The 25,213-nt window shown below is 64.6% G+C and carries 21 protein-coding genes; 9 read left to right on the forward strand and 12 right to left on the reverse strand.

Annotated features, from left to right (window positions below):
- Nucleotides 1-14: 14 nt before the first annotated feature.
- From kdgD to IVB40_RS12205, 7 genes are all read right to left on the reverse strand, one after another.
- Nucleotides 15-959, reverse strand: coding sequence for a 5-dehydro-4-deoxyglucarate dehydratase (kdgD, locus tag IVB40_RS12175; protein WP_027518956.1), 945 nt, complete (start codon nt 957-959; stop codon nt 15-17).
- 124 nt (nt 960-1,083) lie between these two features.
- On the reverse strand, nt 1,084-1,989 hold the full coding sequence (locus IVB40_RS12180) for a LysR substrate-binding domain-containing protein (protein ID WP_247818927.1): 906 nt from the start codon (nt 1,987-1,989) through the stop codon (nt 1,084-1,086).
- Nucleotides 1,990-2,111: 122 nt separating this feature from the next.
- Nucleotides 2,112-3,464, reverse strand: coding sequence for an MFS transporter (locus tag IVB40_RS12185; RefSeq protein WP_247818928.1), 1,353 nt, complete (start codon nt 3,462-3,464; stop codon nt 2,112-2,114).
- A 126-nt stretch (nt 3,465-3,590) separates the two neighbouring features.
- The gene (locus tag IVB40_RS12190; protein ID WP_247818929.1) at nt 3,591-4,709 is read right to left on the reverse strand and encodes a hypothetical protein; all 1,119 of its coding nucleotides are present in this window, start codon (nt 4,707-4,709) and stop codon (nt 3,591-3,593) included.
- Nucleotides 4,710-4,717: 8 nt separating this feature from the next.
- Nucleotides 4,718-6,688 (reverse strand): S8 family serine peptidase, encoded by a 1,971-nt coding sequence (locus IVB40_RS12195; RefSeq protein ID WP_247818930.1) that lies wholly within the window; start codon nt 6,686-6,688, stop codon nt 4,718-4,720.
- A gap of 143 nt (nt 6,689-6,831) precedes the next feature.
- Nucleotides 6,832-8,784: a hypothetical protein gene (locus IVB40_RS12200; protein WP_247818931.1), complete on the reverse strand. Its 1,953-nt coding sequence runs from the start codon at nt 8,782-8,784 to the stop codon at nt 6,832-6,834.
- A gap of 154 nt (nt 8,785-8,938) precedes the next feature.
- On the reverse strand, nt 8,939-10,021 hold the full coding sequence (locus tag IVB40_RS12205; RefSeq protein ID WP_027566867.1) for a YbhN family protein: 1,083 nt from the start codon (nt 10,019-10,021) through the stop codon (nt 8,939-8,941).
- Between the two features lie 426 nt (nt 10,022-10,447).
- Here IVB40_RS12205 and IVB40_RS12210 point away from each other — a divergent pair, with 426 nt between their 5' ends.
- The 3 genes from IVB40_RS12210 (at nt 10,448) to IVB40_RS12220 (ending at nt 15,029) form a co-directional block, all read left to right on the forward strand.
- Entirely contained in the window at nt 10,448-10,954 is a 507-nt protein-coding gene (locus IVB40_RS12210) for a ferritin-like domain-containing protein (RefSeq protein WP_247818932.1), read from the forward strand.
- Between the two features lie 159 nt (nt 10,955-11,113).
- Nucleotides 11,114-12,517 (forward strand): MFS transporter, encoded by a 1,404-nt coding sequence (locus IVB40_RS12215; protein ID WP_247818933.1) that lies wholly within the window; start codon nt 11,114-11,116, stop codon nt 12,515-12,517.
- Between the two features lie 112 nt (nt 12,518-12,629).
- A complete protein-coding gene (locus IVB40_RS12220) occupies nt 12,630-15,029 on the forward strand; it encodes an EAL domain-containing protein (protein ID WP_027566870.1) in 2,400 nt (799 codons plus the stop codon).
- A gap of 2 nt (nt 15,030-15,031) precedes the next feature.
- Here IVB40_RS12220 and IVB40_RS12225 read toward each other — a convergent pair whose 3' ends face one another.
- A complete protein-coding gene (locus IVB40_RS12225) occupies nt 15,032-15,466 on the reverse strand; it encodes a hypothetical protein (protein ID WP_027566871.1) in 435 nt (144 codons plus the stop codon).
- A 79-nt stretch (nt 15,467-15,545) separates the two neighbouring features.
- Here IVB40_RS12225 and IVB40_RS12230 point away from each other — a divergent pair, with 79 nt between their 5' ends.
- On the forward strand, nt 15,546-16,133 hold the full coding sequence (locus tag IVB40_RS12230; protein WP_247818934.1) for a hypothetical protein: 588 nt from the start codon (nt 15,546-15,548) through the stop codon (nt 16,131-16,133).
- An 80-nt stretch (nt 16,134-16,213) separates the two neighbouring features.
- Nucleotides 16,214-16,867 carry a YdcF family protein gene (locus IVB40_RS12235; protein ID WP_247818935.1) on the forward strand — a complete coding sequence of 218 codons (654 nt, stop codon included), beginning with the start codon at nt 16,214-16,216 and terminating at the stop codon, nt 16,865-16,867.
- Here the strand turns inward: IVB40_RS12235 and IVB40_RS12240 are convergent, their stop codons facing one another.
- Nucleotides 16,868-18,211, reverse strand: a complete 1,344-nt coding sequence (locus tag IVB40_RS12240) for a PLP-dependent aminotransferase family protein (protein ID WP_247287368.1) — start codon at nt 18,209-18,211, stop codon at nt 16,868-16,870.
- 184 nt (nt 18,212-18,395) lie between these two features.
- On the opposite strand from IVB40_RS12240, the gene IVB40_RS12245 reads away from it, so the two are divergent.
- Complete coding sequence (locus IVB40_RS12245; RefSeq protein ID WP_027566875.1) at nt 18,396-18,632, forward strand: DUF1127 domain-containing protein; 237 nt, start codon at nt 18,396-18,398, stop codon at nt 18,630-18,632.
- 421 nt (nt 18,633-19,053) lie between these two features.
- Here IVB40_RS12245 and IVB40_RS12250 read toward each other — a convergent pair whose 3' ends face one another.
- The 3 genes from IVB40_RS12250 to IVB40_RS12260 form a co-directional block, all read right to left on the reverse strand.
- Nucleotides 19,054-19,521 carry a hypothetical protein gene (locus IVB40_RS12250; protein ID WP_247818936.1) on the reverse strand — a complete coding sequence of 156 codons (468 nt, stop codon included), beginning with the start codon at nt 19,519-19,521 and terminating at the stop codon, nt 19,054-19,056.
- A gap of 47 nt (nt 19,522-19,568) precedes the next feature.
- Complete coding sequence (locus IVB40_RS12255; protein ID WP_007602088.1) at nt 19,569-19,994, reverse strand: universal stress protein; 426 nt, start codon at nt 19,992-19,994, stop codon at nt 19,569-19,571.
- Between the two features lie 70 nt (nt 19,995-20,064).
- The gene (locus IVB40_RS12260) at nt 20,065-20,598 is read right to left on the reverse strand and encodes a histidine phosphatase family protein (RefSeq protein ID WP_247287367.1); all 534 of its coding nucleotides are present in this window, start codon (nt 20,596-20,598) and stop codon (nt 20,065-20,067) included.
- A gap of 92 nt (nt 20,599-20,690) precedes the next feature.
- On the opposite strand from IVB40_RS12260, the gene IVB40_RS12265 reads away from it, so the two are divergent.
- From IVB40_RS12265 to IVB40_RS12275, 3 genes are all read left to right on the forward strand, one after another.
- Nucleotides 20,691-22,214, forward strand: coding sequence for an FAD-binding oxidoreductase (locus IVB40_RS12265; protein WP_247818937.1), 1,524 nt, complete (start codon nt 20,691-20,693; stop codon nt 22,212-22,214).
- 56 nt (nt 22,215-22,270) lie between these two features.
- Entirely contained in the window at nt 22,271-22,783 is a 513-nt protein-coding gene (gene msrB, locus IVB40_RS12270) for a peptide-methionine (R)-S-oxide reductase MsrB (RefSeq protein ID WP_247818938.1), read from the forward strand.
- Between the two features lie 177 nt (nt 22,784-22,960).
- Nucleotides 22,961-25,213 (forward strand): flagellar hook-basal body complex protein, encoded by a 2,253-nt coding sequence (locus tag IVB40_RS12275; RefSeq protein WP_027566879.1) that lies wholly within the window; start codon nt 22,961-22,963, stop codon nt 25,211-25,213.

Raw genomic sequence — 25,213 nt, forward strand, 5'->3', positions numbered from 1 at the left:
CGCTGTGTCGTTCGTTATTCTGCAGCCTGTTGTGACGATCGGATGGCGGGCAAATTCTTCACCAGCGCCGTGACTTCCGCGATCTCCTGCTCGGTGAGGTCGGTCAGCGGCGGGCGGACCGGGCCGGAATCACGGCCGATCACCTTCATGCCGGCCTTGATGATCGAGACCGCATAGCCCTTCTTACGGTTGCGGATCGCGATCAGCGGCAGGATGAAGTCCTTCAAGCCGGCGTGGATCGTCGCGTGATCGCGCTTGCGCACGGCGGCATAGAAGTTGGTGGCGAATTCCGGAACGAAGTTGAACACCGCCGAGGAGTAGGTGGTCACGCCCATGTCGAGATAGGGCAGCGCGAAGGTCTCCGCGGTCGGCAGGCCGCCGATATAGGTCAGGCGGTCGCCGAGCTTGGTGTAGACCCGGGTCATCAGCTCGATGTCGCCGATGCCGTCCTTGTAGCCGACGAGGTTCGGGCAGCGTTCGGCGAGGCGGGCGAGCGTATCGGGCTGGAGGATGGCGTTGTCGCGGTTGTAGACGATGACGCCGATCTTCACGGAGGCGCATATCGCTTCCACGTGGGCAGCAAGGCCATCCTGCTCCGCATGGGTGAGATAGGGCGGCAGCAGCAGCAAGCCGTCGGCGCCGGCCTTCTCCGCGCCGATCGCGATCTCGCGCGCGGTGGCGGTGCCGTAGCCGGTGCCGGCGAGGACGGGCACGCGGCCCTTGGTCTCGTCCACGGCGATCTTGACCACCTGCGGAACCTCGGCGGCCGTCAGCGAGAAGAACTCGCCGGTGCCGCCGGCGGCGAACAGGCCTGCGACGTCATAGCCGCAGAGCCAGTCCATGTTGGCGCGGTAGGTCGTCTCGTCGAAGGAGTAGTCCGCCTTGAACGGCGTGACGGGGAAAGACAGCAGGCCGGATCCGATCTTCTGGGCCATTTCCTGCGGGGTCATCTTGCTCATGGGCGCTGCTCCCTGGTCTCATGTTGTGGAGGACGCAAAGGCTGCGCGTCCATGCGCCGTGGTTTAGGAGACCGTTCGATGCGGGTCCAAGCCAAAGCCTATATCGACCGATGCGAATTCAGCATCAATCTTCCATCACCTCCGCCGAGGACAATTCGCTCGCGATCTTGACGAGCGCCGACAGCAGCGGATTCTCGTCGTCGCGGCGCCAGACCATGAACAGCTCGACCGGGACGCGGGTGCGCAGCTTCAGCGGCCGCAGGCGGACGTCCGCGATCTTCAGGCTCGCCGCCGCCGCCGGCACGATGGCGAGGCCGAGGCCGGCGCGCACCATGGCGAGGATCGAGTGGATCTGGCTCAGGTGCTGGACATAGCGCGGCAGGATGTCGGCGCGGGTGAACAGCGCCACCAGTACGTCGTGGAAGTAGCGGCTCTCATAGGGCGAATACATCACGAAGGGCTGGTTGTCGAAATCCTTGATCGTAATGGTCTCGGCATTCGCCAGCGGATGCCTTTTCGGGATCGCGGCGAGCAGGGGCTCGGCGACGACGCGGCGGCTGGCGATTTCGGGGCGCGCGATCGGGGGCCTGAGCAGGCCGGCATCGATCTGGCCCGAGGTCAGCGCCTCGAACTGGTCGCCCGAGACCATCTCCTTCAGCGAGAAGTCCACCTCGGGCAGCTTGGCGCGGCAGGCGGCGACGAGCTCGGGAAGGAAGCCGTAGGCAGCGGCCGCGGTGAAGCCGATCTTCAGCGAGCCGGACTTGCCGAGCGCGATACGGCGGGCGACCTGCGAGGCGCTTTCCGCAAGCTTCAGGATGCGCCGCGCTTCCGGCAGGAAGCTGCGCCCGGCCGGCGTCAGGCGCACCGAGCGGCTGGTACGCTCCAGCAGCGGCGCATCGATGATGTGCTCGAGCACCTGGATCTGCCGGGACAGCGGCGGCTGGGTCATGTTCAGCCGCGCGGCGGCGCGGCCGAAATGCAATTCCTCCGCCACCGTGACGAAACAGCGGAGCTGGTTGAGGTCGAACATCGATACATGCCTTAGATGGATAAGGCGTTTCCCCGGCGCTTCTAGCATCGATTACTCCCAAAACAAAGACGGCGGCCGTGAAGCCGCCGTTAAGTTGCCTGGTCAAGCTCCCATGGGAGCCCTCAGGAGGAACGTTTGAGCACCACGCGCTCGATCTTGCCGACGACCACGAGATAGGCGAATGCGGCCACCAGCGCATTGGCGCCGACGAATATCAGCGCTCCGTTGAAGGAGCCGGTCGCGGCCAGGATGTAGCCGATCACGATCGGAGTGCTGATCGAGGAGAGATTGCCGAAGGTGTTGAACAGGCCGCCCGAGACGCCGCCGGCTTCCTTCGGCGAGGTGTCGGAGACGACAGCCCAGCCGAGCGCGCCGATGCCCTTGCCGAAGAAGGCGAGCGCCATGAAGCCGACCACCAGCGCCTGGCCGTCGACATAGTTGCAGGCGATGATCGACATCGACAGCAGCATGCCGCCGACGATCGGGATCTTGCGCGCCATCGTCAACGAGCCGGTCTTGCGCAGGATCGCGTCGGAGATGACGCCGCCGAGCACGCCGCCGATGAAGCCGCACAGCGCCGGCAGCGTCGCGACGAAGCCGGCTTGCAGGATCGAGAGGCCGCGCTCCTTGACGAGATAGACCGGGAACCAGGTCAGGAAGAAATAGGTCAGCGTGTTGATGCAGTACTGGCCGAGATAGACGCCGAGCATCATGCGGTTGGAGAGCAGCTGGCGGATATGGTCCCATCCCGGACCGGAAGCGGCCGCGCGTTCATGCTTCAGGTCGTCTTTGGGAGCGTCGAGGTCGACCAGCGCACCACCTGCCTTGATGTAGTCGAATTCGGCCTCGTTGACGCCGGGGTGCTCTTTCGGCCCGTAGACGGTCTTGATCCAGACCATGCCCATGATGATTCCGAGCGCACCCATCACGAAGAACACGTAGCGCCAGCCGTAGCCGTGTGCGATCCAACCCATCAGCGGCGCGAAGATCACGGTGGCGAAATACTGCCCGGAATTGAAGAACGCCGACGCGGTCCCGCGCTCGTTGCTCGGAAACCAGGCCGCGACGATGCGAGCATTGGCGGGGAACGAGGGCGCTTCGGCGATACCGACGAGGAAGCGCAGGCCGAACAGCACGAGGATCGCGGTGCCGGCGCTGAAGAATCCGACCCAGCCCTGCAGCGTCGTGAACAGCGACCAGACGATGATGCTGAAGGCATAGACGAGGCGGGAGCCGTAGCGGTCGAGCAGCCAGCCGCCCGGCACCTGCGCGATCACATAGGACCATCCGAACGCCGAGAAGATGTAGCCCATTGCGACCGGATCGAGATGCAGTTCCTTGGAGAGCGCGGGGCCCGCGATCGACAACGTAGCACGGTCGGCATAATTGACGGTCGTGACCAGGAACAACATGGTCACGATGAACAGCCTGACGCGAGACCTTCTCACGTCCGCTGCGGACATCACTGCGCTCATTGCGCGCCTCCTTAGAACTCGAAACGTTTCCCCACTGCGATTCCTAGAGGTGCGCGCGGCAAAGTGTCCAAGTTCAAGGCAGTATCGATCGATGCCGATTTTGGATTGATGGAACGGGAGTCGACGTCATCCGAGTTCTATAGTGAGGGATGGAGCGCTCTTTGCGCGGATTTCGAACTCGAATGACCGCGTTTTCTGCAACTTCGTCAGTTGCGTCTTGAGGCCCTTCACTTCATTTGTGAAGTGCAGCGTATAGTCGCCGTCGCCTCGGACACTCACGATGTTCTCTATCGTATCGCTATCCGGGTTCCCGTACTTGCCGTCAGCCGAGATCACGTAGTGCTTTGCGGGAAACGACCTGAGGAACTTCTCGGTGATGTTGCGGTCGCTACCATGGTGCGGCATCTTCAAGATGTCGAGCTTCGAAGGCAGATCTAGACCTGCGTCCTTGAAGCCATCGACGATGTCGTCCCCGCGCGCGTCGCCGGTCAGCAAGATCTTACGTTTGGCGATTTCGACCAGCATCACGAGGCTCGACAGGTTTGTTGGGGACTCGTCAAGATCGTCGCGGAACAACGCAGCGAGCGCTGCGGCGTTGCCGGATTCGCTCTTCCATTTTTGTCGAAATGCGTCCAGCCGCGATTTAATCGGTCCGACGAGCGTGACCTTGGCGCCATCCACGACCTTGCTCCCGCTCTTCGAGGATAAGGTGCCACCGAACGGCTCGTTTCCGCTGAGCTGAAGTTTAGTCAGATAGTCCCGCAGCTCACGACCCTGGCCGATGCTGGCAAGAACGGCAACCGCGCGCTGGTCGAGCGAGCCGTCGCCTATGTTGAGTTGGGGATCGGCACTGGCCATCGCCACCTGAGCCTTCGCTTGCGTGCCGGCGAGAGACGTCATGCCTGCCTGCAAGCTGGCGGAACTGCCGACGATGTCACGGAAGCTGTTGTGCCAAAATCGCTTGATTTCGAGAAAGTCCGCGGCACCGTCCTCCTGTTCGGCGAGCCCTTTGGTCATCTGCAAGATTCCAGTGACGTGGTCTTCGTCGACATGGCTCAGCATGGCAAGATCGACCGCCAGTTCGGAATCGTCGCCTCGCAACTCTTCCAATCGCGGTTTCAATGTCTGTTTCCAAACTCCCTTCGGCCCGCCGTCGATGATCCAGAGACGCTTCCTGTTCTTCCAGGGGTATTGAATAAGCAGGGCATCGCCGTGCTTTGCATTCAAGGCCTCAAATCGGATCATGACGGCTCCTAGACGGATTGCAGCGCGCGTAGCACGTCGAGCATGCCTGCCCCCTGGAAGCTTGCTTCGCGGCCGAGATCAGTGGCCGTCTTGCAGAGGATTTGCTTGATCATGGTTGGCCTGCCGATCAGCTCGCGGTGGCGCGCCATCAGCAATGCCGCTGCGCCGCTCACATGCGGCGCTGCCATGCTTGTCCCATCCATGCGCTTTGAACCGAGATTCGGTATGGGAGCCGTGATCTTCTCTCCAGGAGCGACCAGATCCGGCTTGCGCCGTCCGTCTCCGGTCGGCCCTCTACTCGAGAAGTAGCTCACGCCGTATGTGTGGGGCTCGCTGCGATGAGTTGAACCTACCGTAATCACGGCGTCTGCATTCCCCGGATCCGTGATGCTCGCGACGCGGTAGCTTCCAAAGTCGCCGCCGCCTGTTTCGGGATGCTGGTTGAATCCCTGATTCCCGGCCGCCGCGACCACCACCACCCCGTCGCCGACAAGTCTGGAGCATTCGTCGCAGATCGGAGTACGTCCACAGGCGTAACTCATGACCTCGTGCCGTATCGAGAGGCTTAGGTTGACGCCATGGATGACCGGATTTGCGCGAAAGCGATTGAGATGCGCAACGACCTGCAGCGCCGCCATGATCACGAACTCTTCCGCCTCACCGTTCTGGTCAAAGACACGAAAATCGTAAAGGGTAAGGTCGGGGCAGATTCCGAAGAGAGGGCCGTTATCGTCATTGTCCTGCTCGGGCCAGTTTCCCGCCAGAATGCCGGCAACGTGTGTGCCGTGCTCTTGCGAGGGTGGCTCGTACCTGTCGTAAGGGACCGTAATCAGTGGCAGCAACATGTCCCAATCAATTTCCCGGCCAAGGTTGACCCGGCGCGTAAGATCCACAAGCTCCTGCTGTTGCTGTTGGGTGACGACGACTTGTCGCCCGCCCGAGGTCTTGAAGCGGCCACTTTGAAGCGCGAGCAACGTTCGCAAGTATGTGAAGTCATATGTTTTCTTGATCCTCGAGTGCTCGGGCAGAATGCCCTGTCCGGGCTCTGAATACTTGCTCCTAGCGCGGTCAAGAAAAGCAACATGGGTGGCGTCGATGCCGCAGTCGATGACGGCCCAGGCGATCCCCTTCGTATTGATCTTGAACAAGTTGTGTGCCGCGTCCGCCTTCACGGCTTGCCGGGACTGAAACAGCGACACAGTCGTGCGGCGATTGAGTGATATGCTCCAAATCAGCTTTCCGTCCTCGTCGCCGGGAATTTGCTTGAACCGGCGGAATTGGCTCAGAAATCCTTCCGTGATGCTCCTGATATCCCGAAAATTATTGGCGTCGGTTTGCAGAACTTCGGCCAGGTCTTCGGGATCGGGACGCTCGCGCCAACTGTCGATGAACCCAGCCAAGACAATGAAGCGGAAGTAATCCCATTGTTGGCTGGTATTGACGACGGTCTTGAACTTCGTTCGCTGCGTTTCCAGTTGCGACAGCCGCTCTTCGACCTCCTGGAAAGAACGCAATTGCATGGGAAGGTCACGCCACCAGTTCGTCATGGGAATGACGACGCGCATCAGCTCTGCAAATGTCAGCTTGGCTACGACCGAGGACCTGCTGTACGCGATCATCGTCTCGCTTTTGAGCGTGCTGGTCGTTCTGCCGGAGTTCCTGTGATAGCGCAGCAATCGCTGCTCAAGCGACTGCGCAATGGCACCGGGCGCGTGTCCCGTCTTGGGAGTTAGGATGATGTCGACGCGCACCCCCTTGTCGGCCTTGGCGTAGGCCAGCCACACGTCCGGCAGGATGGGGCTATCTTGCGTGAAGCGCTGGTGACCAAATGTCCTGAAAATGAGGCTTCGCCATGTGTCCTCGGACAGACGCGGTGATTCCTGATCCCGGCCTCGCGAAGCTTGGGTCGCCGATCTGCTACGCTGCGTGGGACCTCGCGGTCGCTTCTTGGCCGGACCTCTCGCTGATCGCTTCGCCAAGGCAGCCTCCTCCGTGTGACGTAGGCGGGCGTGCGAGCATTTGGTCTGACCCAAGCCCCTGCGCCCAACTTTAGCGTGCATTGGCGAAGTCGTGCATTCAATTTAGGCCGGAGAGGTCGCCTGCGCCATTTTGGCGCAGGTGCCTACTGCTGCGCCGCCGGCAGCAGCGGCGCGAGCAGCCCGCGTGTCACGCCCGGCGGTGCCGCATCCAGCCCCAGCACGGCGCTTGCGGCCGGCAGTGCCGCGTCCGCCATCGCGGCGTGGCCTTCGGCGCTCGGATGCACGGCGCCGCCATAGACGGCGGAGAGCACGCCCCAGGTCGCGTCGTGGATGTCAGTCGGCTGGCTTGCTGCCGGCAAGCCTTGCGGATAGGTCATCGCGGCGAAATAGCTGTCATTGGCGTCGCGGATCCAGCGCGCGCGCGGCAGATAGGCGCGGAATTCGGAGGCGCCGCGGCCGCACAGCATCGGCTGGCTCGCCGCGCTCACGATGTCAGGATTGAAGCTCTGGCCGTTCTCGGCAAAGCAGGTGCGGTCGAATTCGGGATCGTTGCCCGAATGCGCGCAGAAGCCGTGATCGGCGAACGCCGCCTGATGCGAATCCACGAAGGTCATGCGGTCGGCCTCGGGATCGCGGCACAGCGCGCCGCGGGTGCAGGTAGCGAGCCCCTTCAGTTGCGGCAGGAATTCGGTGTCGACGAAGGTCGACACGCGGGCGAGGCGCTGCGGATCGGCGTTGAAGGACGGATGGATGTCGAAGCCGGCGCGGCCGCCGCGGCAAGGCACGCCGCCATCGGCGAGCGCCGGGTTGGCGTAGGAGACGTAGACCACATGCGAGAGGTCGCCACCGACCAGCGGCTTCAGCGCCTCGCGTAGCTTGACGAAATTCTGCGGCAGTTCGCGCGCCAGCGCATCTCGGGAATCATCGACGCTCGCCATCACGCCGGAGCGCCGGAATATCGCGCGCTCGGTTGCGGTCTCGACGATCACGTCGGCGACGAGGCCGGAGAAATAGACGTCGTTGGCGCCGACCGAGAGCAGCACGAGGTCGAGCGTGCGCTCTGGCTGCCGTTTCCTGGCAGCGGTGAGCGCCTCGCGCAGCTCGGCGACCTGTGCGTTCACGCTGATGTTGCAGACGCCGGTCTTGCCGGGCGGGCATTCACGGGCACGCTGCGAGCCGAGCAGCCCGTCGCTGATGCTGGCGCCAGTGCAGGCGAGCGGCAGAAACGTCACCGCGACGTGGGTGTAGCGTACCGCGAGCGCCAGCGCGGTGCGGGCCTGGTAGCTGTAGAGCGATCGATGGCAGGGCGAGTTGAACCAGAGCGCGCTGTAGCGCTGCCAGTTGGCAAGCGTATCCGGCGCTTCGCAGGCGCGGCCGCCCTTGAAGCCGGCGCGGCTCGGCCGGTAATACTGCGCGCCGGCGGTGCCGAGATAGGAGCGGAAGCAAAAACCTTCGTCCGACAGCGCCAGCGGCCGGTCCGGATTGCCTTCGCCCGAGGCGATGCTGTCTCCGAGGCCAGCGACGAAGATGTCGCGGACCTGGATCTCGGTCTGGACCCGCTGGGTCGGATCGGAGCCGGAGGAGACGTCGACGCTCGCGACCGTCTGCTTGCCGTAGCGGACCCGCAGATTGATCGGCTCGGCGCAGTCGAAGGTGGATTGTTGCGGCCCGTCGCCGTCGTCGAACGACCAGGCGCAGGTGGCGCCGACCGGCACCGCGCCGGCGAGACGCACGGTGACGGGATGGTCGAGGGGGGTGAGGTAGTTTTCCTTCGTGTTGTCGCGGGTGCAGGGCTGGTTGACCCGGCCCTGGAGGTCGATGCAGAGCCGGTTGACCATGTTCCGGGCCCAGCCGCGGCCCTCGCTCTGGAGCTCCAGCGATTGCTCGGCGGCGAGGATGCTGCGGTTACGTGCGTTCTCGACATGGAGCAGGAAGTCGCGCTCTTCGCGGAACAGCCGGAAGCGGTTGCGCACCTCCCAGCTGATCTGCATGGCGCCCGCGTCCTGCGCGGCCGCCCGCTCCAGCGGCAGGGCGGTGAGGAGCCCGGCGAGCAGCAGGGCACCAGCGAGGAAACGGCGAAGGGATACAAGGATCATGGCCCGCATTTTCAACGGCAAAGTTGAGGCGGAAATAAGAGAGCTGCTCTCCGCCTGCAACATCGGTCTGACGGTTTTGCTGGCCGGCGTCTAGCGGACTATCGTTGGAGCATGATCTTTCCGGAAAACCGCTTCGCACTTTTCCGCATCATGCTCAGCGTTTGCTGGCCTGCCGCAGCGACCGCTCGCGCTCAATCGCTGCCACCTGCTTGGGCAGGTTGGCCTGCGCGCAGGCCTCCGCCAGCCTTCGGCGCTCCTGCCAGGGCTCCACCACATTCATCCAGAGCTCGCGTGTGCCCATGATGGAGATGGCCAGTCCGAACGGGATCACGAAATAGAGAATGCGGAAGACAAGGAGCGTGGCCAGAAGCTGCTCGCGGCCGAACTCCGGCAGCGCCACCAGCATGGCGGCGTCGAACACGCCGAGCGAACCGGGGGCGTGGCTGGCAAAGCCGAGCAATGTCGCCAAAATGAACACCACGGAGAGCGACAGGAAGTCGATCTGCGGCGTGGCCGGCACCAGAAGGTACATCGCCAGCGCGCAGAATCCGAGATCGACGACGCCGATCAGGATCTGCACCAGCGTCAGCGGCGCTGACGGCAGCACCACCTTCCAGCCCTTCTGGCCCAGCTCGCGGCGCTTCTCGCCCATGCACAGCCAGACCAGATACGCGCCGATCGAGGCGAGGCCGCCGAGCGCAATCAGCCGGTTGATCGACGACGGCAGCTGATCCATGTAGGAGGCGGCATCCGGATGGATGGCCATGCCGATCGAGAGCACGAAGATGTTACCGAGCCAGAAGGTCAGGCCCGACAGGAAGCAGATTTTTGCGACATCGATCGCATTCAGCCCGTAATCCGAATAGATCCGGAAGCGGATCGCGCCGCCGGTGAAGACGGTGGCGCCGATATTGTGGCCGATCGAATACGATGTGAAGCTGGAGAGCGCTGCGATGCGATAGGGCACGTGCTTCTTGCCGATCGTTCGCAGTGCAAAAAAATCGTAGAAGGTCAGCGTACAGAACGCGAAGCATACGCAGATCGCCGCCAGCCCGATGTTACCGCGGGGGATCTCGGTCAACGCGGTCAGGATGACCCCGGTGTCGATGCCCTTGAGCGTCCGTACCAGCGTGGTGATCGCGAACGCAATGATGAAGACGCTCGCCGCAACGCCGAGTCGCCGCCAGCCGATCCATCTCTTGAAGCCGCGCTTCAGCGCGGTCAGCAGTCCGTGCATTCATCCTCCCGGCGGGGGGCAAGACCGACCAGGCCAGACATTGGCCGGTCGGATGCGATCAGTGCCCGATGTGGGCTTGGATCGCTAGGCATGATGTAGCTCATTTAAGGCAAAAACAGTGACTTGTGCAGCCCTTGACAAGGATAGGTTCTGCCTTGGACCAGCTTGGACCAGCCACTTTGTCATACGCGGTTCACATCGGACGCGCGTTAAGCATATGAGTCGTGGGATCGGTCGCGTCCGTCCGTGACATGGTCTCAGATCCTGCACGGCCAACATTGTTCCAGCGCAAGGGATGCGGGCTTTTTTGGAACGACGATGCCGCGCGCTGGTTAGTGCCGCATCAGCAATCGAACATGGCGGAATAACCGGCTTCTCCTGCAAGCCGGTGCCTCCGTGTTCCCACAACCCGAGAGGATTGGACCGATGGGATTGTTCACAAAAGACATCAAAACCATGAACGACCTGTTCGTGCATCAGCTCCAGGACATCTATTACGCCGAGCAGCAGCTCACCAAGGCTCTGCCGAAAATGGCGGATAAGGCGACCGATCCGCAGCTGAAGCAGGGCTTTTTGACGCACCTCGAAGAAACCAAGGAGCACGTGAAGCGCCTCGAGGAAGTGTTCAAGATGCACGGTGCGCAGGTGAAGGCGGTCGATTGCCCGGCGATCGACGGCATCATCGAGGAAGCCGACGAGACCGCCGGCGAAGTCGCCGACAAGGCGGTGCTCGACGCCGCGCTGATCAACGCGGCACAGGCGGCGGAGCATTACGAGATCGTCCGCTACGGCAGTCTGATCGCCTGGGCGAAGCAACTCGGCCGCAACGACTGCGCCAGCGTGCTCGCCAAGACGTTGGAAGAAGAGAAAGCGACCGACAAGAAGCTGACTACGCTTGCCGAGAGCAAGGTGAACCTGCGCGCGGCGAGCTAGGGCCAGGCGCGGCCTGGATCAGGACAGAGCGTCGCGCGGTCGTCCGCGCGACGCGCGCGCATCACATATCCATCATGCATTCATCATTCGATCGTTGTCGTAACATGACGGCGGGTTGGAAGCGTATCGTTCGCATGGGGCTGCAACCGAGATGGCAGCATGCGAGTAAGCACCGTCAAATACGAAGCCTTCGGAGCCGGCGCGCCGCATGCCGGCTCGCGCCTTGCGACATCCCTCACTCTTGCCGCGATGAGCCTTGGTTATGGCGTGGTGCAGCTTGACGTCACCATCGTCAACACCGCGCTCGATGCGATGGGCAGGACGCTCGGAGGCGGCGTCGCCGAGCTGCAATGGGTGGTCAGCGCCTACACCATTGCGTTTGCCGCGTTCATCCTGACGGCCGGCGCGCTCGGCGACCGCATCGGCGCCAAGCGCGTCTTCATGGCGGGATTCGCCATCTTCACCGTGGCCTCGCTCGCCTGCGCGTTGTCGCCCAATGCGACCGTGCTGATTGGGGCGCGGCTGGTCCAGGGCCTGGCGGCGGCGATCCTGGTGCCGAACTCTCTTGCCCTGCTCAATCATGCCTATCCGGACGACCGCGAGCGCGGCCGCGCCGTTGCAATCTGGGCCGCCGGTGCGAGCCTCGCGCTCACTGCCGGCCCCTTCGTCGGCGGCGCGCTGATCACGCTGGTCGGCTGGCGTGCGATCTTCCTGGTCAATCTGCCGGTCGGGCTTGTTGGCCTGTGGCTGAGCTGGCGTTACGCCAGCGAAACCACGCGGGCGCGCTCGCGCGAGATCGATCTGCCGGGCCAGCTCGCGGCGATTGGTGCGCTGGGGGCGCTCGCCGGCGCGATCATCGAAGGTGGCGCGCTTGGCTGGGACCATCCAGCCGTGGTCGCGGCCTTCGTCGCAGCCGCAATTCTCGCCGTGCTTTTCGTCTGGCGCGAGAGCCGTGCGGCACAGCCGATGTTGCCGCTGTCGCTGTTCAGCCACCGGCTGTTCGCGCTGACCTCGCTCGTCGGCCTGCTCGTCAACATCGCGATCTACGGCCTGATCTTCGTGCTCAGCCTGTATTTCCAGAGGATCAACGGGCTGTCGGCATGGTGGACCGGTCTCGCCTTCGTGCCGATGATGGGCGTGGTGCTGCCGGTCAATCTGCTGGCGCCGCGCCTCGCCGAGCGTATCGGCCCGTGCCCGACCATCGTCGTCGGCGCCTGCGTCTCGGCGCTCGGTTGCGTCGGCCTGCTCTGGATCGAAGCCGGCACGAGCTATTGGGCGATCTTTGCGCAGATGATCGCGATCAGCAGCGGACTTGGGCTGCTGGTGCCGCCGCTGACCTCGACCTTGTTGGGCAGCGTCGAGAAGGCACGCTCCGGTATCGCTGCGGGCGTGCTGAACGCGACGCGACAAACCGGGAGCGTGCTCGGCGTCGCGCTGTTCGGCTCGCTGGTGGCCTCGGAGGGCGCGTTCATGACGGGCCTGCACCTGTCGCTGGTCGTGTCGGCGGCCGTGCTGCTGCTCGCCGCCGCCGTGATCGGCCTCGGCGCGCCGGCGCGCGGATGAACAATCCGAGCGAATGCACACAGCTTCCGTTCACCATCCCCGAAACAGGCGCGTAGCCGGTTACCGACTGTCCATCTCTGTCGGTTCAAGTGCGGGTCGATAGGGGCCCGCAATGTATCAAGTTCTCTACTGTCTCACCGAGGAGCACGACTGGCGGCTCGTCGCGCTTGGCGGCGCGGTGTGCCTTCTCGCAAGCGCGGCGGCGATCAGCCTGTTTCACCGGGCGCGCGCGACGCACGGCTCCGGGCGCCTGGTCTGGATCGCCCTGGATGCCGCCGTCAGCGGATGCGGCATCTGGGCGACGCATTTCATTGCGATGCTCGCCTACGGGCCGGGCGGCGCCGGCGCCTACAACATCCCGGTGACGATCCTTTCGCTGATCTTCGCGATCTCCTTAACCTTCGTGGGGCTGAGTCTGGCGGCATCCTCCGCGCGCGCGCCGTGGATCGTGCTCGGCGGCGCCATCGTCGGCACCGCGGTCGCGACGATGCATTATACCGGCATGGCGGCGCTGGAGATGCCGGCACGCGTCGACTGGATCGGGAGCACGGTTGCCGCCTCGGTGCTGTTCGGAATTGTCTTTGCGGCGCTCGCGCTGTTTGTCGCTGCGCGGCGCGACGACCTGTTCCATGCGCTAACCGCGAGCACCCTGCTGACGGTCGCCATCGTCGCACATCATTTCACCGCAATGGGCGCCGTCGTTCTGACGCCGGATCCGACGCTCGCGACCAGCGGGTTATCGATCCCGGCGGCCTCGTTATCCTTCTTCACAGCGGGTGCCGCGGTCGCGATCATCGCGATTGCGCTCGTGGCCGCGCTGCTCGACCGCCGCGCCAAGGGCGAATTGGGCCGCCAGCGGATCGTGCTGGACACGGCGCTCGAGAACATGTCGCAGGGACTGTGCATGTTCGATGCGGACGGCAAGATCATCCTGTTCAACGAGCGCTATGCCGCGATGCTCGGCCGCACCGACATCCTGCTCACTGGCCGGCTGCTCGTCGACGTGCTGCGAGAGGAGCAGGCGAAGGGTCAGTGGCAGGGCGATGCCGGCGAATTCTTCGCCCGCCTCGTCGCCGACGCGCGCGAGAGCCGCACCACGACGGACGTCGTGACCAGGTTCGGCCGCTCCATCCGGGTCGTGAACCAGCCGATGCAGGGCGGCGGATGGGTCGCGACCTTCGAGGACATCACCGAATGGCTGGAGGCCCAGGCCAAGATCTCGCACATGGCCCGCCATGACGCGCTGACCAGCCTGCCGAACCGTGTGCTGTTCCACGAGCAGCTCGTGCAGGGACTGCGCCGGACCAGATCGGGCGACCAGCTCGCGGTGCTTTGTCTCGATCTCGATCACTTCAAGGACATCAACGACTCGCTCGGCCATCCCATCGGCGACGCGCTGCTCAAGGAGGTCGGGCGCAGGCTGAAGGCCACCGTCGGCGAGAGCGACACGGTGGCGCGGCTCGGGGGCGACGAGTTCGCCGTGGTTCAGATCGGACGTTCGGAGGAAACCGCGGCAAGATCCCTTGCCGGCCGCCTGGTCGAGGTGATCTCGGCGCCCTATGAGATCGACGACCATCAGATCATCATCGGCGTCTCGATCGGCATCTCGCTGTCGCCGCAGGACGGCAGCAATCCCGACGAGCTGTTGAAGAACGCCGACCTCGCGCTGTATCGCGCCAAGGCTGACGGCCGCGGCACCTATCGGTTCTTCGAGACCGGCATGGATGCGCGCGCGCAGGCGCGGCGTCTGCTGGAGATGGACCTGCGCGCCGCCCTGCAACGCGACGAGTTCGAGGCTTACTATCAGCCGATCCGCGACGTCGTCAGCGGTCGCGTCGTCGCGTTCGAGGCGCTGCTGCGCTGGAACCATCCAGAGCGCGGCCTGATCGCGCCGATGAACTTCATTCCGCTGGCCGAAGAGACCGGACTGATCATCCAGCTCGGCGAATTCGTGCTGCGCTCCGCCTGCACCGACGCGGCCACCTGGCCCGACGATGTCGACGTCGCCGTCAACCTGTCGCCGGTGCAGTTCAAGAATCCGAACCTGATCGCATCCGTGACCGAGGCGCTGGTCGCGTCCGGACTCGACGCGCGCCGTCTCGAGCTCGAGATCACCGAATCCGTGCTGCTCCAGAACAGCGAGGCGACGCTGGCCACGCTGCACGACCTCCGCGCCATGGGCGTACGCATCTCGCTCGACGATTTCGGCACCGGCTATTCATCGCTGAGTTATCTGCGCAGCTTCCCCTTCGACAAGATCAAGATCGACCGCTCCTTCGTGTCGGAACTCGCGACGCGTGAGGATTCCATGGCGATCATCCGCGCCGTGACCGGGCTGGGCCGGAGCCTCGGCATCGTCACCACGGCTGAGGGGGTGGAGAACGACGCGCAGCTCGAGCTGCTCCGGCGCGAAGGCTGCACCCAGGCGCAGGGCTATCTGTTCAGCAAGCCGCGGCCCGCTGCCGATGTCGCGATCATGCTGGACCGACCGCCGTTGCGCGCGACCGCCTGAGGTTAGCCGCGGCGCAGTGCGAAATGCGCGCCGCAGAACGCCATCACGGCACCGAGGCCTAGCGCGGCAATCCCCGCCAGCACGCCCGAGACCGTCGGCACCGGGCTCGGCGCCGAGGCCACCTGGCCTGCGCCCGCAAGCAGCAGCACGCCGACCGCGATCAGGAATTGCCGCATCCGTTGCGGGATCTGGCCCGAGACGGCGCTCTGCATCAATGTCGCCGTGAAATAGCCGCCGGAGAAGCCGACGGAGGCGATCAGCCACCAGGCGATCGCCGCGCCCGCCGGTATGAACTCGTGCGTATCCGAGTGCCAGAGGCCGCCGAGGTCGAGCCCGTAGCGCGCGCCCAGCATGTGCACGGCGAGCGCGAGCAGCACGCCCGAGATCACGGCGGCGCCGAGAATCAGGCGGCGCGGAAAAAAAATCGTCTCAGCCATGTCCCGCTTGTAGGATGGGGCAGGGCGCTCACGCAAGCGGATCGCAGATGGGATCGCCCGGATTGGATCGATTGTGAAGATGCAGGATTCGGGAGCTGAGGCGGCTGCGGGCGCGAGCTACGCCTACAAGGCGTCGCTGATCGGCTCGGCGCATCGCTTCGAACTGACGGAGGAGGGGCTGTCCTGGCACATCGGCGGCCGTTCGGCCCTGTGGCGTTATGACGAGATCAGTGCAATCCGGCTGTCGTTCCGCCCGGTGTCGATGCAGCAGCACCGCTTTCGCGCCGATGTCAGCCACACCGGTGGCGGCCGTATCGCGATCCTCTCGACGAGCTGGCAAACCGCGGCCCTGATGGCGCCGCAGGACAATGGTTTTCGCGACTTCATCGTCGCGTTGCACGCGCGCATGGCGCAGGCCGGCAGCCGCGCCGAATTGACCGCGGGCCTCGGCCGCAGGACCTACGCGACAATGCTGGCTTTTCTTGCGGTGCTTGCAGTGGCGATGACGGGGCTCCTGATCCGCGCGCTCGCGATCGGCGAATTCGCCGGGGCGCTGTTCATCATCGGCTTTGCCGCGCTGTTCGCCTGGCAGATCGGCGGGTTCGTCCGGCGCAACCAGCCGCGGAGCTACAGCTTCGATCGCGTGCCGAGCGCCTTGCTGCCCTAAATAGCCTTGCTGCCTTGGGTGCAATGGGCCGCAACCAAACGTGACTTCGCGCCGTTGCGGCGGTATCGCATCGTGCTGCCATGTCAACCATGGACCGCGGCACGCGTAGGCCTTCGGCGGATGAGATCTCCGAGATCAACCGCGCACATCTGATCGATACGCCGCTGCAGCCGGCGGACCTCCTGTTCATGTTCGGCACCCGAGAGGACGTCACGCTGCGGGCCGATACGGCGGCGCGACTATGGCGCCAAGGCTATTTCCGCTGGTCGATTGTCAGCGGCGGCGTGACGGCGGGCTCGGAGCAATCCGAGTGCATGATCATCAAGGCGGCGATGGTCGCGGCGGGCATTCCGGCCGACCGAATTCTCGAGGAACATCGTGCCCGAAACACCGGCGAGAACGTGATCCTCTCGCTGCCGATCATTGACGCGGCGCTCGGGCTGCACAATGTCCGCAGCGTGATCTGCCTCGGCAACACCTGGACCGCGCGGCGCTATCCGATGACGCTGCACCGGCACTGGCCGGAGGTCGAGAAAATGCTGCTCACGGTCGACAGCTTTGCGACGCCGCGCGCGCTCTGGCACACCGATCCCGAATTTCGCCGCCGCATGCTGCACGAATGGGACAAGATCGAGCCTTACAAGGCGAGGGGCTTCATCGCGGAATGGCCCGAGGCCTGCTTGACGCGTTTTCTTGACGCGAACCGGTACCCACTTCGCTCGAGAACGCTTTAGCTACTCCGTCGAGTCGAAATCCTCTTCCTTGGTGCCGAGCAGCGACGCGATCGTGCGCAGGCCGGAATCGAGCTGCTCGAACGAGGGCGGGGCGAGCGCGAGCCGCACTGCGTTCGGCGCGTGACCATGGGCGATCGCGAAGGTCGAGGACGGTGTCAGCGCGATGCCGCGCCGGGCTGCTGCGGCGACGAAGGTCTGCGAGCGCCAGTGTGCCGGCAGCGTGAGCCAGAGGTGATAGGAGCGCGGATCGGCGGCGAGCTGGTAGCCGGCGAGCAGCCTTGCCGCAGCCTGCTGGCGGCGCGCGGCGTCGACGCGTTTCAGCCGCGTCAGCTCGGCGACGGTGCCGTCTGCCATCAGCCGCTGCCCGGACGCCAGCGCATGGCCGGACGCGATCCAGCCGCCGGTGCGGACCGCGCTCATCACGCTCTCACGCAATCGTGGCGGCGCGACCAGGATGCCGAGCGCGAGGCCCGGCGCGACCTTCTTGGACAGGCTGTCAATCACGATGCAGCGGTCGGGTCCGAGCGCGGCCAGCGGCGTGTCGTCGGCCAGGAAGCCGTAGACGGCGTCCTCGATGATGGTGAGATCGAGTTTCTCGGCGACGCGCATGATGTCCGCGCGCCGTGTCGCGTTCATGGTGACGCCGAGCGGGTTCTGGATGATGGGCTGGAGATACAGCGCCGACAGATGCGCCTCGCGATGCGCCTTCTGGATGGCGTCGGGGCGCGCGCCAAATTCGTCGATCGGTATCGGGACCAGCGTCACGCCGAGCCGCGCGGCGATGCTCTTGACGTAAGGATAGGTCAGCGCCTCGACGCCGCAGCGGCCGCCGGTGGGAACGAGGGCTGCGAGGGCGGCCGCGAGCGACTGCTTGCCGTTGGCGGTGAAGACGATCTGCTCGGCCTGCGGCGCGAAATCCTTGCGCGCGAGATAGGCGGCGGCTGCATTGCGCGCGCTCTTGGTGCCGGTGCTGGTGGAGACGCGCAGTGCGGATTCTAGCGCGTCGACGCGTTCGAGGCCCGCAAGGCTCTTGGCGATCATCGCCCATTGCTGCGGCAGCAGCGGATAATTGACCTCGAAATCGATCCGCGCGTCGCGCGGCTCGCTCAGCGCCTCGACCTCGCGCCTGATGGCGCCGGAGATGAAGGTGCCGCGGCCGACTTCGCCGACGACGAGGCCGCGGCGGAGCAACTCCGTATAAACCCGGCTCGCGGTCGAGACCGCGATGCCACGGTCATAGGCAAAATTGCGCTGCGGCGGCAGCCGATCGCCCGGTCTTAACGTGCCGTTAGAGATATCGAGAGCAATGGCATCGGCAAGCTTCACGTATTCGAACTTGGACATTATTGCACCGAGAGCAATGTTTCACTTGCTCCGAGTAGTGTAGTGGAGCATTTAAGTTCCATCAAGCTTCACGATTGAGCCGAGGAGAGCGAGAGCAATCCGAAGGCAAATGAGGTGCAGGCGCTCGGGCGCTTGCGCCAACGGCATCCGCTTCGCCGCGTGGACAACAGGCCGGAGAAGGACAATGACCACGATCTCGCAGACCGCCGGGCGGAGTTTACGCTCATCCTCGTCGGACGGATTTTTCCGCAAGCTGGCCAACGGCGCCTATGCGCTGTTCGACCGCCTGGAGCAACGCTCCGCCGTCAAGACGCTGAACGACCTCGATGACCGGGCCTTGCGCGACATCGGGATCACGCGCAGCCAGATCGAGGACGCGGTCTACGGCCAGGCCAAAGCAGAGCTGACGCGGTATCTGTAAGCGCTTCGCTCGTGTCCCGGACGCGCTGCAGCGTTCTGACGCTGCTGCGCGGAGCCGACGAGACTGAGTTTTCGGGCACACCTGTTTCAACATCGTCATTGCGAGCGCAGCGACGCAATCCAGAATCCCACCTCGGAAAGACTCTGGATTGCTTCGCTGCGCTCGCAATGACGGCGTTTGGGGGTAGCACTGTCGCTCCTTTAGCTCGCGCCTTCATCGCAGGCACACCTTCGCCCTCTCGCGGCTTGTTTCGCCCGAGCTTTGCTTCATCGCCTTGCCCTCAGTTGAAAGAGGGCGCAGGGAAGACCGGGCGCCGGCTGGCACCCGCGGTCCACTGTGCGAAGTTGCAGTAGGAAATTTGCACAGCGGCATACAGGTGAAGCCAAAACGTCCGGCCTTCCCTGCGCAGCGGTTTTACGGCTTATGCCGTGCTCTCCCCGGGGAGCGATGCACTATTGCCCCCGTCGCCTTGCGGATGGCTGATGCTGCGAACCCGGTCGGGCCGCCACATCACCACAAGACTTGACGCACAGACCCCGGGCGTCAGGACGACACGGTTTTGCCGTACGCTGATCACACCGGTCGTGTGCGCGACGCTTTCGCTCACGGTTGCCCGCCCTGCGAAGCCATTCGCACCGGTGTGGCCCGCGTCCGCCGCTGTCCGGCCCGCGTTCGTGACGATCGCGATACGCCCCTCTTCCTTGGGCCGGGTTGCCGCGACACATACGCCGTTTCCGAATTTCGGTAAAGTGGAATATTTTCCGTGGCAGGTTTTGACCCGCTGCTTGGGTGTTTTGCCCGTCAGGCAATGCAAGGGCTTGTAGCCCGGATGAGCGAAGCGACATCCGGAAATCGTGACACGAGCTGCCCCGGGTATCGCTTCGCTCATCCGGGCGACAGCCTGGCTGCTTGCAATGCTGAGTTTTGCCGCAACCCTCAGTGCCTCACCACCAGCACCGAGCATTTTGCGTAGCGCACGACATGCCCGGCATTGGAGCCGAGGAAATAGGTGCGCATCGCCGGCCGGTGCGAGGTCATCACGATCAGCTCGGCCTTCATGTGCACGGCTTCCTCCAGGATCTCGTGATAGATGCCGCCCTGGCGCACCACGCTGGAGATGCGGGAAGGCTCGATGCCGGACTCGCGTGCGACGATGGCGAGGGCTTCTTCCGAGGTCTGGCGCTGCTGTTCGTCGAAATCGGCCGGCACGTATTCGGCCAGCATCACCGGCGTCATCGGCAGCACGTTGAGCAGGCGCACCACGCCGCTCCAGGTCTGTGACAGCGTTGCCGCGGTCGCGATCGCCGGCTTGGCCAGATCGGTGTCGGCGAGGTCGATGGGCACGAGGATGGACTTGAACATCTGCGCCTCCAAATCTTCCAGTCAGGACGTCTTGCCGGCACGTCGCGCGATCAACCCGATCGAAGCAGCCTTAACTTCGAAGCAACCTCGGACTGACGAACAGCACCAGCTTGCCGCGGCGGTAAGCCACGTCACCCCAATCCTTGACGTCAAAGTCGAAGATCGCAAGCCCCGACGTGGGCAGGTTGTCGGCGAGCGCCTTGGCGGCGGCGGGATCGCCGCCGCCCGTCAGCATCAGGGCGATCTCGTGCATGCCCGGATTGTGGCCGACCACCAGCAACTGCTTCGGGTCGGCCGGGACGGTTGCAGTGCGAATGGATTCCAGGATCTGGGCGGGATCGGCGGCGTAGAGTTCCGGCAGGATCTCGACCTGCGGCGCGGCGACGCGGTCCTTCATGGTCTCCCAGGCGATGTCCCAGGTCTGCCGGGCCCGGACCGCATGCGATACCAGCACGGCCTCGGGAAAGGGGGGATGGGAGGCCATCCAGTCGCCGATCTCGGCGGCATCCTTGTGGCCGCGGTCGTCGAGCCGGCGGTCCTGGTCACGGCCGCTCGGCGCGTCGGTCTCGGTCTTGGCGTGACGCAGCAGCAGCAAACGGCGCATGGCATTCTCGAATCGTTACACGACCAGGATAATCTACAGGCGCTGGTCGAGGACAAGGTGACAAGCGGCCGCTCAGTCCTTTAAGAAACGACATGAGCGAGACTTTCACAAGCGTGTCCCAGGAAGAAGCCGGCTTTCGCGACCGTGCGCGGCTGTCGTTCGACCTCGATGCGGACATTTGCGTCATCGGGGCCGGGCTTGCAGGGCTCTCCATTGCGCTCGAGGCGGCCCGGCTGGGGGCCAGCGTCGCGGTGCTCGAGGGCCGCCACATCGGCTGGAACGCTTCCGGCAATCAACTCGGCACCGTGATGCCGGGCTTCGCGCTGCCGCTAGCCGAGCTGATCGAGCGGATCGGATTCGAGGACGCGCGGGAATTGTGGACGCTGTCGAAAGCGGGCGCCGAGTTCGTCCGGGCCAACGCCACGGAAGAGAACATGCCGGGGATCGGCCCGACCGCCGGCGTGCTCGAGGTCTCCAACGTCGATGCCGGCGACCGGCTGATCAGCCGCTTGCAAATGCTGAACGAGGATTTCGACACCGAGGCCGAGGGCTGGCAGGTCGATCGCGTCCGCGAGGTGCTCAAGACCGATCACTACTTCCATGGCGTGTATTATCCGAGGGCGTTCCAGGTCGACGGGCGCAAATATGTGCACGGCCTCGCGGCGCTGGCGCGGCGGGCGGGGGCGCGCATTTTCGAGGATACGCCGGTCGTCAGCATCGATCATTCCGGCATCCGCAAGCGCATCGTCACGCCCTCGGCGCGGCTGCGCGCCACCCATATCGTGCTCGCCGGCAACATCCATCTCGGTGCGCCGTTGCGGCGCCTGTCGGAGACGCTGCTGCCGGTCTGGCGCTATGCCGGCATCACCGCGCCGCTCGGCGAGCGCGTGCACGAGATCATCGCCTTCAAGGGATCGGTGATGGATTCCGACGGCGTCGATCATTTCCGGATCGTCGATGGCGACCGCCTGATGTGGGAGAGCCCGGAGACCACCTGGGCGGCGCGACCACAACGCTTTGCGGGCGCCGTCAAGCGGCGGATCCGGTCCATCTTCCCCCAACTCGGCAATGTCGAAATCACCGAGACCTTCGGCGGCGCCACCGGCCAGACCGTGCATGGCATGCCGCAGATCGGCCAGTTGCGCAAAGGCCTGTGGGTGGCCAGCGGGTTCGGCCGCCAGGGCATGAACACCTCGGCCATGGCCGGGCAGATGATCGCGCGCAGCATCCTGTGGGGCGACGATCGCTGGAAGCTGTTCTCACCGTTCGAGCTGGTCTGGGCGGGAGGAACGACGGGGCGGGTTGCCGGCCAACTGGTCGGAATCTGGGGCAGGGCGAGTTCCGCTGCCGCAGGCTCGCTTGCCCGCTATCGTGAACGTGCCAGGGTCAAGGACAGAGAACGCGAGACACGCCTCGCCGAAGCCAACCGGGCCGCCGGCACCGGTCCGCGCCGGCCTCCGTCAGGCGTCAGGCCGCGGCTTACCCAGCCGCCGAAAACTGCGGCAGAAGCCATTGAACCAGCCTCGGAACCAGCCCCGGAACCAGCCCCGGAACCGGTCTCGCGCGACGACAGCGGCCCGCAAGAGACCCGAGAAAAATCCCGCCCGGAAGTGTAACGTCTGCCGTGAGAGCCCGTATCTCAGGGCGTAGACGCTCCCGCATGGAGAATGAGATGTTTGACCGCCGCATCCTGTTGACGACCGTCGCCGGCCTGTTCGGCCTTGCGGCCTTCCGCTGGCTCAGAGCATCGCCCGCGGAGGCTGGAGAGAAAGCCGCGCAAAAATTCGAGATCGAGAAAACGGACGCCGAATGGCGTGCCCGCCTCACCCCGCAGCAATATGAGATCCTGCGCAAGGAGGGCACCGAGCGGCCGGGCTCCAGCCCGCTGCTCAAGGAGCACCGCAAGGGCATCTTCGCCTGCGCCGGCTGCGACCTGCCGCTGTTCGCCTCCGACACCAAATTCGAGAGCGGCACGGGCTGGCCGAGCTTCTACCAGCCGATCGAGGGCAATGTCGGCAAGACCGAGGATCGCACCTTTGGCATGCTCCGGACCGAGGTGCATTGCCGGCGCTGCGGCGGCCATCTCGGCCACGTCTTCGACGATGGTCCGAAGCCGACCGGACTGCGCTACTGCATCGACGGTTTCGGGCTGGTCTTCCATCCCGCGGCGGCGTCCGCAACCTAGGTTTCGTCCGGCAATTGTTGCCGGTCCCGGCAATTGTGCCCCGGTCGTCAGACTGGGGCTTTTTCATTAAGTCATTGATTTCGTGAAAGTAACCGCATTGGCATAGCCCTTGCGACAGTCTCCTCCGACTGCGGCCATGGTCGACCGGCCGCCGAGATCGGATCTGGAGACAAAGTTATGGGTATCTTCGATGCAATGAACACCTCGGTGGGTGGCCTGCAGGCGCAGTCCTACGCGCTGCAGAACATTTCCGGCAACATCGCGAACTCATCCACCACCGCTTACAAGGGCATCGGCACCAGCTTCGTCGATCTCATTCCCGACTCATCGGTCCCGAGCAAGCAGGTCGCGGGCGGCGTGACGGCCAACGCCAAGGCCACCATCACCACGCAGGGTACGATCTCGGGCTCCAGCGTCGCCACCAACATGGCGATCACCGGCGACGGCTTCTTCTCGATCCAGAAGGCGACGGGCGTCGTCGACAACGCGCCGGTGTTCAGCGGCGTCACCTATTACACGCGGCGTGGCGACTTCCAGCTCAATGCCAACGGCAATCTGGTCAACGGCGCCGGCTACTATTTGATGGGTGTCACGGTCGACCCGAAGACCGGCAACCCGCAAGGCAACGTTGCGACAGTCCTGAAATTCCAGAACAACTTCATCCCGGCGCAGGCGACCACATCGATCCAGTACGCGGCCAACCTGCCGACCCAGCCGAACACCGTGGCGAGCACGACGGCGGCGACCAAGACGCTGCTGGCGGCCGGCGGACTGAACCCATCGGACTTCGCGGCCAACCCGCTGCCGGTCGGCACGCCGCCTCCGCCGTATGCAAACGCCACAACGTCCGGCGCTGCCGCGACCGGCAATATTCGCTCACCATACTCGTCGACCACGGCGACCGGCACAGCGGCGCTCCAGAACAACTCTGCGGCGGTCGCATCGACCACAACTTCGCTCGACAACGCCCTGGGTACGCATCTCGCCTCCACCACCCTCACCGCGCTCAGCGGCCAGGTGCTGACCGTCAACGGCAACACGATCACGTTCAACGGCGGCACCACTGTCGTGACGGCCGGCAGCAATACCACGATCGGTCTCGGCGCGGGCACGACGGCCACGGTGGCCAGCATCATCTCCGCGATCCAGTTGGCCGGCGGCGCCGGCGTTACCGCATCGCTCAACCCCAGCGGCAACATCGTGATCTCCAGCGGCACCAGCACCGACGTACCGGTTGGTAGCGGCCAGGCAGCCACGGCGCTCGGCATCAGCAGCGTAACGCGCGGCGGCAACGTGCTGTCCTCCCCAGCAATCTCGGGCGCCACGGTGCTGAGCGGCGCGGCGGCGGCCGGCGGCGCCGAGGTGATCACATCGGGCTTCTCCGCCGGCGACGTCATCACGGTCAATGGTCAGCCGCTGACCTTCATGGCGGCCGGCGCGTCAGGCCCGAACCAAATCAACGTCACCGACAACATCACGATGCTGCTCGGCAAGATCGACGCGCTCTCCGGTGCAACGGGGTCGTCGGTCAGCAGTGGCGGCGTGATCACGCTGAACACCGGCACAGCTTCCAACCTGTCGGTGGCGAGCTCCAACAGCGCAGCCTTCGCCGCGCTCGGCTTCACCTCGACCATCACCAAGAATCGTGACGGTGGTGGCGTTGCCGGTACCGGCGGCGTGATCGGCAATGACATCGCCACCTTCACCAAGGAATCGATCAGCGGTGGCGCGGTGACCGCCTACAACGCGGCCGGCACGCCGGTGAACCTGCAATTGCGCTGGGCCAAGACCGACAGCGCCTCGCTGGGCGCGGGCCATGCCGATAGCTGGAACATGTTCTACCAGACCGACCCGAATGCGACCGGCACGACCGTCGGCTGGGTCAATACCGGCCAGGCCTTCACCTTTGCCGCCGACGGCTCGCTAACCTCGCCGAGCGGCTCGGGGATCACCATCAACAACGTCAGCGTCAGCGGCCAATCGCTGGGCTCGGTCTCTTTCAACATCTCCTCGGGCGGACTGACGCAATATGCCAGCACCAGCGGCGCGGTCACCATCAACACCATCACCCAGAACGGCTATGCCGCCGGTCAGCTTCGCTCGGTTGCCGTCAACAACAACGGCCTCGTGGTCGGGACTTTCTCCAACGGCCAGAACCTCGACCTCGCACAGGTCTCGTTGTCGCACTTCAACGGCACCAACTACCTGAAGGCGCAGGACGGCGGCGCATACTCAGCGACCGAACAGTCGGGCGCAGCGATCGATGGCGCTTCCGGTTCGATCAGCGGCTCGTCGCTGGAAGGCTCGAACACCGACATCGCCGACGAATTCACCAAGCTGATCGTGACCCAGCAGGCCTATTCGGCCAACACCAAGGTGATCACGACGGCGAATACGATGGTGCAGGACCTCTTGAACGTGTTGCGCTGA

Source organism: Bradyrhizobium sp. 40 (genome assembly GCF_023100925.1).
Taxonomy (GTDB): Bacteria; Pseudomonadota; Alphaproteobacteria; order Rhizobiales; family Xanthobacteraceae; genus Bradyrhizobium.